This window comes from Micromonospora foliorum (assembly GCF_022229015.1).
Lineage (GTDB): Bacteria > Actinomycetota > Actinomycetes > Mycobacteriales > Micromonosporaceae > Micromonospora > Micromonospora foliorum.
Map to the genome: position 1 here is coordinate 1 of NZ_JAKKFF010000339.1, position 12,148 is coordinate 12,148.

The 12,148-nt window shown below is 72.7% G+C and carries 12 protein-coding genes; 5 read left to right on the forward strand and 7 right to left on the reverse strand.

The window, feature by feature from the left end; all coding sequences use genetic code 11:
* From PSH25_RS23455 to PSH25_RS23465, 3 genes are all read right to left on the reverse strand, one after another.
* The coding region (locus tag PSH25_RS23455) for a hypothetical protein (RefSeq protein WP_238661127.1) at window positions 1-446 on the reverse strand (446 nt) is incomplete at its 3' end.
* A gap of 1 nt (window position 447) precedes the next feature.
* Complete coding sequence (locus PSH25_RS23460; RefSeq protein WP_238661128.1) at window positions 448-828, reverse strand: Asp23/Gls24 family envelope stress response protein; 381 nt, start codon at window positions 826-828, stop codon at window positions 448-450.
* Window positions 825-1,013, reverse strand: coding sequence for a hypothetical protein (locus tag PSH25_RS23465; protein ID WP_238661129.1), 189 nt, complete (start codon window positions 1,011-1,013; stop codon window positions 825-827). Before PSH25_RS23465 ends, PSH25_RS23460 begins: the two co-directional genes overlap by 4 nt.
* 163 nt (window positions 1,014-1,176) lie before the next feature.
* On the opposite strand from PSH25_RS23465, the gene PSH25_RS23470 reads away from it, so the two are divergent.
* A complete protein-coding gene (locus tag PSH25_RS23470) occupies window positions 1,177-2,058 on the forward strand; it encodes a DUF2726 domain-containing protein (protein WP_238661130.1) in 882 nt (293 codons plus the stop codon).
* A 297-nt stretch (window positions 2,059-2,355) separates the two neighbouring features.
* A complete protein-coding gene (locus PSH25_RS23475) occupies window positions 2,356-3,630 on the forward strand; it encodes a hypothetical protein (protein WP_238661131.1) in 1,275 nt (424 codons plus the stop codon).
* 125 nt (window positions 3,631-3,755) lie between these two features.
* Here the strand turns inward: PSH25_RS23475 and PSH25_RS23480 are convergent, their stop codons facing one another.
* The gene (locus PSH25_RS23480; RefSeq protein ID WP_091397759.1) at window positions 3,756-4,103 is read right to left on the reverse strand and encodes a histone-like nucleoid-structuring protein Lsr2; all 348 of its coding nucleotides are present in this window, start codon (window positions 4,101-4,103) and stop codon (window positions 3,756-3,758) included.
* A gap of 145 nt (window positions 4,104-4,248) precedes the next feature.
* Entirely contained in the window at window positions 4,249-4,857 is a 609-nt protein-coding gene (locus tag PSH25_RS23485; protein ID WP_238661132.1) for a response regulator, read from the reverse strand.
* Window positions 4,858-4,955: 98 nt separating this feature from the next.
* Between PSH25_RS23485 and PSH25_RS23490 the strand changes: the two genes are divergently transcribed.
* The 3 genes from PSH25_RS23490 (at window position 4,956) to lon (ending at window position 9,112) form a co-directional block, all read left to right on the forward strand.
* Complete coding sequence (locus tag PSH25_RS23490; protein WP_238661133.1) at window positions 4,956-5,687, forward strand: sensor histidine kinase; 732 nt, start codon at window positions 4,956-4,958, stop codon at window positions 5,685-5,687.
* Window positions 5,688-5,770: 83 nt separating this feature from the next.
* Window positions 5,771-6,640, forward strand: a complete 870-nt coding sequence (locus tag PSH25_RS23495) for a manganese catalase (protein ID WP_238661134.1) — start codon at window positions 5,771-5,773, stop codon at window positions 6,638-6,640.
* Between the two features lie 141 nt (window positions 6,641-6,781).
* The gene (gene lon, locus PSH25_RS23500; protein ID WP_238661135.1) at window positions 6,782-9,112 is read left to right on the forward strand and encodes an endopeptidase La; all 2,331 of its coding nucleotides are present in this window, start codon (window positions 6,782-6,784) and stop codon (window positions 9,110-9,112) included.
* Window positions 9,113-9,270: 158 nt separating this feature from the next.
* On the opposite strand, the gene PSH25_RS23505 is transcribed toward lon, so the two are convergent.
* On the reverse strand, window positions 9,271-11,004 hold the full coding sequence (locus PSH25_RS23505) for a DEAD/DEAH box helicase (protein WP_238661136.1): 1,734 nt from the start codon (window positions 11,002-11,004) through the stop codon (window positions 9,271-9,273).
* Window positions 11,005-11,109: 105 nt separating this feature from the next.
* Complete coding sequence (locus tag PSH25_RS23510; protein WP_238661137.1) at window positions 11,110-12,036, reverse strand: hypothetical protein; 927 nt, start codon at window positions 12,034-12,036, stop codon at window positions 11,110-11,112.
* Window positions 12,037-12,148: the final 112 nt, after the last annotated feature.

Here is a 12,148-nt window from a genome sequence, read left to right on the forward strand (position 1 = left end):
TGGTGCACGGCGAACTCGATCTCCGCCCGGGCGGCCGGGTCGCCGGTCGCGCGGACCCGGGGACGCCACTGGCCGCCCCGCCGTCGGACCCGCACCCGGGCGCGAAGGACGCCCGGCACCGCGCTGGCGGCGTCCGCGAGCCGCCGCTCCACACAGCGTCGGTGCAGGTACCAGCCGTCGCGCTCGTCGGTGCGCAGGCGGACCGGTGTCCAGCGGCGCAGTTGGGCGACGAGGAGGGCCAGGCCCAGCAGGAGCGCCCCGCCGGCGACGGCCCGGACGGTGGGGTCGCGCCACCGGGTGCCGCTCAGCGCGTCGAACCAGCCGGTGGTGTCGAGCGGCGTCGGACGGTGCAGGGTGAGCAGCAACGCCTGGACGGCCGTCGCCGCGCCGCCGAGAAGCAGGGCGGTGGCCAGCAGCACCGAGGCGACCCGGTTGGCGGTGCGCATCTCAGCGGTCCTCCGGTGCGGCGGTGCCGGTTGCGGAGGAGTCGACCCCGGGGACGAGCAGGTCGTCCACGGTGACGGTCACCACCGCCACGCTGAGCCCGGTCTGGGCGGCCACCCGCTCGGTGACCACCGCCCGGACCGTTTCGGCGATCGTCGGCACGCTGTGCCCGTACCAGGTGATCAGATGCAGGTCGAGCCCGACGGACCCGTCATCCAGGCGGACCGCCGCCGGGCGGACGACGGACACGCCCGGCACGAGGCTGGCCGCCTGCACCGCGATCCGTGCGACGTCCGCCGCGTCGCCCGCGCGACGCTCCGAACCGGTCGTCCCGGCGGCCAGTCCGGTGCTGGGGTTCGTCCCCGTGGACGGGCCGGTGGTCATCGACGTCGCCGAGCGTTGGTGCGGTCGCCGAGACCGGTCACCGCGAGGTCGCCGTCGAGCACCCGGACGACCAGCCAGCCGAGCAGGCCGGCGAGCACGGCGAGGGCGGCCACACCGACGCCGGCGAGCGCCCAGACCGCCACGGCGAGAAACCCGGCGAGGAAGCCGAACTGCTGTCGCGACATGGTCACCTCCGGGCCGGTCCGGTACCGGCGTCGCTGGATACACCCGGTGGCCATCCCTGGAACATCGGCGCTGCTGTGATCCCGGTCACATCAGAAGTCGGTGGCCCATGATCGACCACCTAGACTCGGCCCGGCTCGACCGACCGGCGGATGGATCAGGCAGATGACGAGCATCGGGAGCGACGACCGCGGTTGGCTGCGGGCGATGCCCGCCGAGGCGGGGCGCGACACGCTGCTCAGCCGCGCCGGCCACCGGGTCCTGTCGGCACACCGGCTCAGCGAGCTACTCCAGGGCCGCCCACCCGGTGTCACCGGCAGCCAGTGGACCTCGGCGAGCCGCGCCAGCTTCGACTTCGTGGTCTACGCCGCCGACACCAGCCATCCGGTCGTCGCCGTGGAGATCGGTCCGGAGCCGTCACCCGGCTCGGCGGAGCAGCGCGCGGAGCGACTCAAGGACGCGGTGAGCGCCGCCGCCGGCCTGCCCGTGCTGCGGATCGGTTCGCCGACCCTGCGGGCCGCCGAGCACGGTCGCCGCGTGGTCGAGTACGTGATCGACGCGCGCGCCTACGCCGCGGGCGGCGCCGGGCCGGCCGTCGACGGGACCGAACCGGCGCCGGTGGGCTTCCGGGACATCCTGGGCCGGCTGCCGGACGGGCGTACCGGGCCGGTCAACGACCTCGGCGCGCTGACCCGCGCGGCGGCGGTCGAGGCGTACGTGGCCGGGCGGGTGGCCGACCCGATCGTGCGAGGGCTGCACGTCCGCTGGGTGGACGGGCCGGCGCAGGGGTGGAGTTGGATGCAGGTACGCCCCGACGCCTGCCTCGTCGAGCGGGTCTCGGTGACCGAACACCGCTTCTCCTGCGGTGTCGACGCGGCCCGGCTGGCCGAGGACCTCGCCGCTGTCGCCGTGGGGGAGCGACTGCGGGAGAACGCGGTCGCGGACCTGCTGCCGCGCGCCGAGTGGACCGCGCAGATCGCCGCGCTGAGCCAGCGCCGCCACGAACTGGTCGGCGGGTTCGCCTTCGACCACCTCTGCGCCGACTGACCGGCGCCCGTTCCACCTGCTGATCCCTGCTCCGCACCGGGTCCGTGCCGGGTCGCGGCAATTTCCTGTGCGTCTGTTGAACCTTCCCGGTCGCCGTCCCGTACTCCTGCGCGAATGAACAGGATCTCCCCATCCGCGTCCCCCGGGCGCGGGAGACGGTGCGGAAAGGGCATCGTCGGCCATCGACGCATTACCGGGTAGGTCACGGTGGGTCCCCGCCGCGGCGTGCCACCTCAAACATCCGTCGGTCCGCCGAGGGCAGAAATCCACTACCGGATCGAGAAGGAGAGCAATTCGATGCGCAGGTCCACTCGGGCGCGCCGGCCTTCCGGCAACGCGCGGAGCAAGCGTCTGCTGGCAGTTGTCGGCACGCTCGCGGTCTTCGGCGGAGTTGTCGCCGTGACTCAGATTTCGTCGGCCCAGGACCGGCGGACAAATAAGCCACGTCCGGCTGCGGGGCAGTGCGTGGAGCCGAGCCCGGGCGCGACCGCGCCGACCGGTGGCGGCTCGACCAGCCGGACCTGGCAGAACGGCCGGTGGGTGCGTAATCACTGGGGTGACGGACAGCAGTCTGTCCCCGAGTGCGAGGACGGCAAGGACGGCACGGTGGGCACCGGCACGGCCGTCGCCTGTCCGGATGTGGCGGCCAAACTGCCGCAGGTGCCGGACCGGGCGCGGGCCGAGGTGGACCGCAACCTCGCCCAGTTGCAGACCCAGATCGCCGAGGCGGACCGCCGGCTGGCCGCCGAGGGCAACAAGGGTGAGGCGTTCATCCGCAGCGCGATCCTCCAGCCGTTGGCCGGCAAGCGGCGCGCCGTGCTGGACCGGATCACGACCGCCATCGACCGGGTCGGACCCCGGCCGCAGGGCCTCGCGCAGCTCGCCGAGTGCCAGGTGCAGCCCACCACCCCCGGTGGCGGCAACAACGGCGGCGGCAGCACGCCCACCACCACCCCCGGTGGCGGCAACAACGGCGGTGGCAACAACGGTGGCGGGAACAACGGCGGTGGCACCGAGCCCGGCGCCGGGCTCGGCGTGCTCGCCAACGACTGCGACGAGAGCCGGCTCCAGCCGCACGACGGTTTCCAGAACGGCAACCGCTGCGTGAGCACCGAGTTCGGTGAGGTCGGCGCGGCGGCCAACAACCCGTCGCTGCTGATCACCCAGTTCCCCGAGCAGGTCGGCCAGAACCAGCCCTTCACCCTGCGGGTCAGCACCCGCAACCTGATCCGGGACCGCTTCCTGGCCGCCGGCCAGGGTGGCTACTACGTGGAGAGCTCGCTGCTCAACGACCAGGGCCTGGTCCGCGGTCACTTCCACACCGCCTGCCGGATGCTGGACAGCCTGACCGCTCCGCCGGAGCCGCAGGAGGTGCCCGCGTTCTTCGTGGCGACCGAGGACGGCCGCGGTGGCGCCCAGCCCGACGAGGTGACGATCCAGATTCCGGGTCTGCCGGAGTCGGGCACCGCCCAGTGCTCCGTCTGGGCCGGTGACGGCTCGCACCGCCTGCCGATGATGGAGCGGGCCAACCAGACCCCCGCCTTCGACTCGGTGCGCATCGACGTCAACTGAGCTGACGTACCAACGGCGGCCGGCCACCCGGGGCGACAACCCGGGGTGGCCGGCCGCCGCGTCACGTCGGTGCCCGGACAAACGACGGGGCCCCGCCGTTTCCGGCGGGGCCCCGTCGAGTCGCGTCAGCGGCTCTTGTATGCCTCGACGACCTCAACCGGGATCCGGCCCCGCTCGGAAATCTTGTAGCCGTTCTTGACGGCCCATTCCCGGATGGCCCGGTTCTGCTCCCGATCCATTCCCGCGCCGGCGGGTCGCCCCGGCCGTCGGACTGAACGGGTGCTCTCCACCGGGCCGCGCCCGATCCGCCGACCCGCATTGATGTACGGGTCGAGCGCCTTGCGCAGGACGCCGGCATTCTCGTCGGAGACATCGATCGTGTAGGCCACGCCGTCGAGACTGAACTCGACCGTCCGGTCGGCCTTCCCACCGTCGAGGTCGTCGGTCAGGACCGTGATTACTTTTCTCGCCATTGCCGATTACTCCCTGTGTGCGGCGGGATGTGTCCAAAGTCTGACCTATCACCCCGGTAATCCGCAACAATATGCCTTCCATTCATTCGGCGCGTCGCGATTCCGTTACCGAGCAAAACCGTGAATCGGTCCGATGACGAGGCGTTCATTCCCCGAGGATGCCGCTGTGACCGGCGATGGCGGCCGCCTCGGCCCGGTTCGAGACCCGCAACTTCCGCAGCAACGCGGCGGTCATCCGTTTCACCGTCCGTTCCGAGACGTGCAGTTCTTCGGCGATGTCGACGGTGCTGCGACCGCCGGCGATCGCCCGCAGCAGCCGCCGTTCCTCGCCGTCCAGGTCGACGGGCGCGGAGCGGGTGGGCCGCAGCATGGCGCGCAGCAGTTCGGCCGGCAGCACCGCCCAGCCGTCGAGGATGGCCAGCAGCGGGGGCAGCAGCTCCTCCGGTTCGCTGGTCTTGGGCAGGAACCCCTCGGCGCCGGCCCGCAGCGCCTCCACCGCCGGCCCGGGGTCGGCGGAACCGGACATCGCGACCACTCGTACCCGTGGGGTGGTCCGCCGGATCGCGGCCACCGCCCGGATGCCGCCGGGCGGCGGCATGTGCAGGTCGACCAGGGCCAGGTCGGGGCAGCAGTTGCTGACCAGCGCCGCCGCCGCGGCGGCGTCGCCGGTCGAGGCGACCACCTCGGCGCGGCCGTTGGTGGTGATCGGGAGCAGCAACTGCAGGCCGCGGACGAACAGGGGGTGATCGTCCACGACGACGAGTCGCAAGGTGGAGGCTCCCGGCATGTCTGGGCCGTTCCCCAGCGGGTACCGATCATGCGGGTTCGCACCGAACGAGGGGAGTCGGGTGGATGCGCGTACGGCACGGTTTCCGGGACCTGCTGCGAGGGTTGCGCCACATCGAGCCGACACCCGGCGAGAGGCGACCGACGGAGGCCGACTCGGACCTGCTGCTGCGGGTGCTGTGCCACGAGTTCCGGACGCCGATCACCACCCTGACCTCGCTGACCCGCGCGCTGGCCGACGAGCGTCGTGAGCTGACCAGTGACGACCGGCGGGCGATCAGTGAGCTGGCCCGCGACCAGGCCGCCCACCTGCAGAGTCTGCTGCGCGACGCGACCGCCGGCACCGGCGTGCTGATGCTGCCCCCGCAGCCGGAGCCGGCCGTCCCGCTGGCGGGCATCCTGCGCGAGGCCGCCGCGCTGGTGCCGGTCGGCCGTCGGCGGGCGCGGGCCACCCGACGGGCGGCCTCCTGCCTGGTGCCGGCCGGACGAACCCGACAGGTGCTGGTCAACCTGGTGGAGAACGCGTTGCGGCACGGGCCACCGGACGGACAGGTCGGGCTCTACGCCACCCTGCGCGGTCCCGGGGTGAGCATCCTGGTCACCGACGAGGGTCGGGTCGACGACGCGTTGCTGGTCGCGCTGCGGCGTCCGGCGCCGGCCGTCGGGATGTCCGGCCTGGGCCTGTGGATCGCGCGGCAGCTCGTCGCCACGGACGGGGGAGCGTTGCGGGCGTACCGGCTGCGGCCCCGTGGGGTGGCGCTGGAGGTGCTGCTGCCGATGGCTCGCCCGCTGCGCTGACCCGGGCGGGACACCGGTTGGCCCGCTCGGGTCAGCGGGGCGGGAACGGCCTCGCTACCTGTTGCTGGTACCGAGGAGGTTGGATGTTCAGCCACGTCAAGGATCTGCAGTTCGAGGCCAAACCGGACGGCCCGGACGCGGCGTTCGCCCGGCGGTTGCAGGAGGTGCTGGGCGGCAAGTGGGGCGAGATGACCGTCGCCAACCAGTATCTCTTCCAGGGTTGGAACTGCCGGCTGCCCGGCAAGTACAAGGATCTGCTGCTCGACGTCGGCACCGAGGAGATGGGCCACGTCGAGATGATCGTCACGATGATCACCCGGCTGTTGGACAACGCGCCGCTGTCGCTGACCGAGGGGATCGCGGAGGACCCCGGAGGCGCCGCCACCTACGCCGGCGAGAACCCGGCGCACTTCATCCACGGCGGTGGTGGCGCCCTGCCCTCGGACTCCAACGGGGTGCCCTGGAACGGCGCGTTCATCACCGCGAGCGGCAACCTGTTGGCCGATTTCCAGCTCAACGTCACCGCCGAGGCGCAGGGTCGGCTCCAGGTCGCCCGGTTGTTCCACATGACCGACGACCCGGGCGTCAAGCAGATGCTGCGGTTCCTGCTGGCCCGCGACACGATGCACCAGAACATGTGGCTGGCGGCGATCGAGCAGCTCAAGGAGGACGGGCTGGAGGAGATGCCGGTGCCGGAGGCGTTCCCGGACTCGGGCGAGCTCACCGAGGAGTACGGCTACACCTACCTGGGTTTCTCCTCGGGCACCGACGCCGCCCAGGGGCGCTGGGCGTCCGGGCCCTCGCCGGACGGCAAGGGCGAGTTCCGGTACGACGACAACCCGCGGGCGAACGCGCCGGAACCGGTGCTGCCGCCGGGTGACCCCCGCCTCTACGGCACCAACCCGGGGGTGGCCGGCTCGGTGGTGAACACGGTGAAGGGCAAGCTCACCTGAGGTGTCTCGTCGGGTCGCCCGCCGGTCCGGGGCGACCCGACGGACCGGGCGGAAGAGTGGTCTGGGTCACAGGCCGGAACAAGGGGAACGCTTTGTTACTTGAGTGAGACACGCTCAACTCAACGCGATAGCAGGTGTTCGATGGCAACTCTTCCGGTACTTCCCCTGACCGACGCCGTGCTGCTGCCCGGCATGGTCATCCCGGTGACCCTCGACCCCACCACCCAGGCCGCGATCGACGCGGCGCGGGCGACCGGCGACCGCAAGCTGCTGGCCGTGCCGCGCATCGACGGCGAGTACGGGCCGGTCGGCGTGGTCGCCACCATCGAGAAGGTCGGCCGGCTGCCCGAGGGTGAGCCCGCCGCCGTCATCCGCGGCCTGTCCCGGGCCCGGATCGGCTCCGGCGTGCCCGGCCCCGGCGCCGCCCTCTGGGTCGAGGCGACCGAACTCGACGAACCCGCCTACGCCGGTCGGGCCCGGGAACTCGCCCGCGAGTACCGCGCCCTGGTGACCTCCGTGCTCCAGCAGCGGGGCGCCTGGCAGGTCATCGACGCGGTGGAGCGGATGACCGACCTCTCCGAACTGGCCGACTCGGCCGGTTACGCGCCCTGGCTGACGCTGGAGCAGAAGAACGAGCTGCTCGCCGCGCCGGACGTCACCGCCCGGCTGGAGTTGCTGGTCGGCTGGGTGAAGGACTACCTGGCCGAGCAGGAGGTCACCGAGCAGATCAACAGTGACGTCCGCGAGGGGCTGGAGAAGTCCCAGCGCGAGTTCCTGCTGCGCCAGCAGCTGGCCGCGATCCGCAAGGAGCTGGGCGAGGACGAGCCGGACGGCTCCGCCGACTACCGGTCCCGGGTCGAGTCCGCCGAGCTGCCGGAGAAGGTCCGCGAGGCGGCCATGCGCGAGGTCGGCAAGCTGGAGCGGGCCAGTGACGCCTCCCCGGAGGCGGGCTGGATCCGTACCTGGCTGGACACCGTGCTCGAAATGCCGTGGGGCACGCGTACCGAGGACAACACCGACCTGGCCGCGGCCCGGGCGGTGCTCGACGCCGACCACGCCGGCCTGGCCGACGTGAAGGACCGCATCCTGGAGTACCTGGCGGTGCGCAACCGGCGTGCCGAGCGCAACCTCGGTGTGGTCGGGGGTCGCGGCTCCGGCGCGGTGCTCGCCCTCGCCGGTCCTCCCGGGGTGGGCAAGACCAGCCTCGGCGAGTCCGTGGCGCGGGCGCTCGGGCGTAACTTCGTCCGGGTGTCGCTCGGCGGCGTCCGCGACGAGGCGGAGATCCGTGGGCACCGGCGCACCTACGTGGGGGCGCTGCCCGGTCGGATCGTCCGCGCGCTGCGCGAGGCCGGTTCGATGAACCCGGTCGTGCTCCTCGACGAGGTGGACAAGCTGGCCGCCGGCTACGCCGGTGACCCGGCCGCCGCCCTGCTGGAGGTGCTCGACCCGGCCCAGAACCACACCTTCCGGGACCACTACCTGGAGGTCGACCTCGACCTGTCCGACGTGCTCTTCCTGGCCACCGCCAACGTGGTGGAGTCCATCCCCGGCCCCCTGCTGGACCGGATGGAGCTGGTCACCCTGGACGGGTACACCGAGGACGAGAAGGTCGCCATCGCCCGCGACCACCTGCTGCCCCGGCAGCGGGAGCGGGCCGGGCTGACCGCGGACGAGGTCAGCGTCGCCGACGAGGCTCTCGCGCTGATCGCGGGGGAGTACACCCGGGAGGCCGGCGTCCGGCAGCTCGAGCGTGCCCTGGCCAAGATCCTGCGCAAGGTGGCGGTGGCGCTGGCGACGGACCCGACGCCGGTACGGGTCGGCACCGACAACCTCGCCGGCTACCTGGGTCGGCCGAAGTTCACCCCGGAATCGGCCGAGCGCACCGCCGTGCCCGGCGTGGCCACCGGCCTGGCCGTCACGGGCGCCGGTGGGGACGTGCTCTTCATCGAGGCGACAAGCATGGAGGGCGAGCCGGGGCTGACCCTGACCGGCCAGCTCGGTGACGTGATGAAGGAGTCGGCGCACATCGCGCTCTCCTACCTGCGCTCCAACGGGCGGCGGTTCGGCATCGACCCGAACGCCCTGGCGGGACGTCGGATCCACGTCCACTTCCCGGCGGGCGCGGTGCCCAAGGACGGTCCGAGCGCCGGCATCACCATGGTCACGGCCCTGGCGTCGCTGGTCACCGGTCGCCCGGTCCGCCCCGAGTTCGGGATGACAGGTGAGGTGACGCTCTCCGGTCGGGTGCTGCCGATCGGTGGGGTGAAGCAGAAGCTGCTCGCCGCGCACCGGGCCGGCCTCACCGAGGTGATCATCCCGGCGCGCAACGAGCCCGACCTGGACGATCTGCCGACCGAGGTGCGCGAGGCGCTGACCGTGCACACCCTGGCCGACGTGGCCGACGTGCTCGCCCTGGCGCTGCGCCCGGCCGACGTGAAGACGCTTGACGGTCCGGCGCTCTTCGCGGTCTGACGCTCCGACGATCGGGCCCCCGCCGTCTTTCGACGGCGGGGGCCCTTTCGGTACGCGGGCGGAGGTCTACTGTCTCGTCCGCACCGTCGACCGCCTCTCCGCCGCCAGGCGGCCCACCGGCATCGCCACGGTGCTCACCCCGCTCGCCGACGGCGTGCTCAGCGCTCGTCGCCGCCGCGGTCCCGGCGGACGGTGGCCTTGCGGCCCTTGATCGTGCTCTGCCGCAGCCCGGAGATGACCTCGTCGGCCACCCCCTGCGGCACCTCCACCAGGGAGAACCGGTCGGCGATCTCGATCGAGCCGATGTCCCGGCCGCGGATGCCGGTCTCCCCGGTGATCGCGCCGACCAGATCCTGCGGGCGCACCCCGGCGCGTCGGCCCAGGCCGACGAAGACCTGGACGGTGTTGCCACCGCCGGAGCGCGGCCGGCCCCCGCCCCGCCGGTCGCCGCCCCGGCCGCCGGTCTCCGGCCGACCCTCGCGCGGCCCACGGACCGGAACCTGCGGGATCTCCTCCTCGTCGTCGGAGCCCGGCGACGTCACCTCGTGGGCCAGCTTCACGGCGGCGAGGGCGACCTCCATCAGGTCGAACTCGTCGGTCAACGTCTCCACGATCACCCGGAACGGGTCGAGGTCGTCCTCCAGCAGGCTCTCGCGCAGGGCCGCCTGGGTCAGCTCCAGCCGCCGGGTCCGCATGTCGGCCACGGTGGGGATCTTGTCGATGGTGATCCGCTGGCCGGTCACCCGCTCGATGGTCTTGAGCATCCGGTGCTCACGCGGCTCGGCGAGGGTGATCGCCACGCCCTCGCGGCCAGCCCGACCCACCCGGCCGATCCGGTGCACGTACGACTCCGGGGCGGACGGCACGTCGTAGTTGACGACGTGGGTCAGCTGCTCGACGTCCAGCCCACGGGCCGCCACGTCGGTGGCCACCAGCAGGTCGGCCGTGCCCGCCCGCAGCCGGCCCATGACCCGGTCGCGCTGCTCCTGGCTCATGCCACCGTGCAGGGCCTCGGAGCGGTAGCCCCGGCCGTTCATCGTCTCGGTCAACCGGTCGACCTCTTCCCGGCTGCGGCAGAACACGATCGCCGCGGTCGGGGACTCCACGTCCAACACCCGACCCAGCGCGGCCGGCTTGTGCGCCCGGGTCACGATGTACGCGCTCTGCCGCACCCGGGGCGCCTCACCCGCGACCGTCTGCTCCCGGCCGATCTCGATCCGCACCGGCTCCCGCAGGTGCTGCCGGGCCATCCCGTCGATACGCGACGGCATGGTGGCCGAGAAGAGCACCGTCTGACGCTGCGCCGGAGCGTGCTCCAGGATCGCCTCGATGTCCTCGGCGAAGCCCATGTCGAGCATCTCGTCGGCCTCGTCGAGCACCACCGTGGCCAACCCACCGAGGCGCAGGGTGCCCCGGGCGATGTGGTCGAGGGCCCGCCCCGGGGTGGCCACCACCACGTCGACACCGCTGTCCAGTGCCCGCAGCTGCCGCCCGATCGGCTGCCCACCGTAGATCGGCAGCACCCGCGCGCCCAGGTCCTTGCCGTAGCGGTGGAACGCCTCGGAGACCTGCACCGCCAGCTCCCGGGTCGGCACCAGCACCAGCGCCACCGGGTCGCCGCCCTGGCGGTGTGCCGCCATGAGGTTCAGCAGCGGCAGCGCGAACGCGGCCGTCTTGCCGGTGCCGGTGGCCGCCTGACCCAGCAGGTCCCGACCCTCCAGCAGCGGTGGGATAGCCTCCCGCTGGATGGGGGTCGGCTCCTCGTACCCGAGGGCGGCGAGCGCGCCCAGCAGCTCGGCGCGCAGCCCGAGCTCGGTGAAGGCGCTCACCTCGTCGGTGCCGTCGGGGGTGGCGTCAATCGGTGCGTCGTGCTGTGCAGGTGCGGAACTCATGTGCCAAGCCTTTCATCATGCCGTCCGGGCCGTTGCGGCGACCGCCACAAGAGCTGTCCCCGAGGCCGTGCTGCGGCTGTTCCGTGATCCCGGCGGCGGCGTCGGTCAGGCGTCGGTGGTCAGGATGGCCAGCACCATCACCGCGGCGAGGGCCACGTCGAGCACCACGCAGAACTCGGCGTAGCCGCGCGGCACCACCCGGCCGTTGTGGTGCGCCAGGTCCCAGCCGGCGTGCGCCAACCACCCGAACGCCACCAGCCAGGCGGCCGTCCGCCCACCAGCCATGACCGCGACAAGCGTCAGGGCAACCCAGACGGCCAGACCGGCGAGTTGGGTGGCGAGCACGCCCCGCCCGCCCAGCGTGCGGCGGGCCATGCCGATCACCAGGTAGCCGCCGGGCAGCACCAGCATCGTCCACGGGCTGAGCACGCTCGGGTCGGCCCACATGTCCACGGTCATCAGCAGCGCCAACCCGGCCGGCCAGCGGTGGGCGAGCGCCACCACGACCGGGTGTCGGCGTACCGGCGCCGACGCCTCGTGTCGGTGCCGGAGCGCCACCAGCACCATCGCGGGAATCATCAGCAGGTGACCGCCGAGCAGCAGCGCGTCGGCGTCGATCAGGCCCGCCCAGAACGGCACGAGCAGCAGCAGGAACGGCACGTACATCGCGGCGGCCATCTCGCCGACCGCGGGCCAGCGGTGCGCCCGGTAGCGCATCCCCACCGTCATCCCGACGGTCATGTTCGTGGCCATCACCAGTGCGGCGACCTCCGGCCGGGCCAGCGCGTCGCCGACGCCCAGAGCGGTGCCGGCCAGCTCCCACAACGGCCCGAGCAGCAGCATCCCGGCGACCATCGCCAGGGCCATCTCGCCCAGGTGCCACAGCAGCCGCCGTTTGCTGCCGGTCGGTGCCGAGGCGGTCGGTGCCGCGGTGGTCGGTGTCGGGGCCGAGGGCGTCGGCTCGTCGGTGGGCAGGGGCGCGGGTGACGGTACGGCGGTGAGGTTGTCCGCGTACATCTGGGTCTTTTCCATGCCTCGACCCTGCCGGTGTCCCCGGTGTGGCCGGCAGACCTGTTCGTCACGGGAAAAGCGTGCGGACCGCACGGTCCGACCGTGATGATTCTCAGGGGTGGACCCTGCGCGG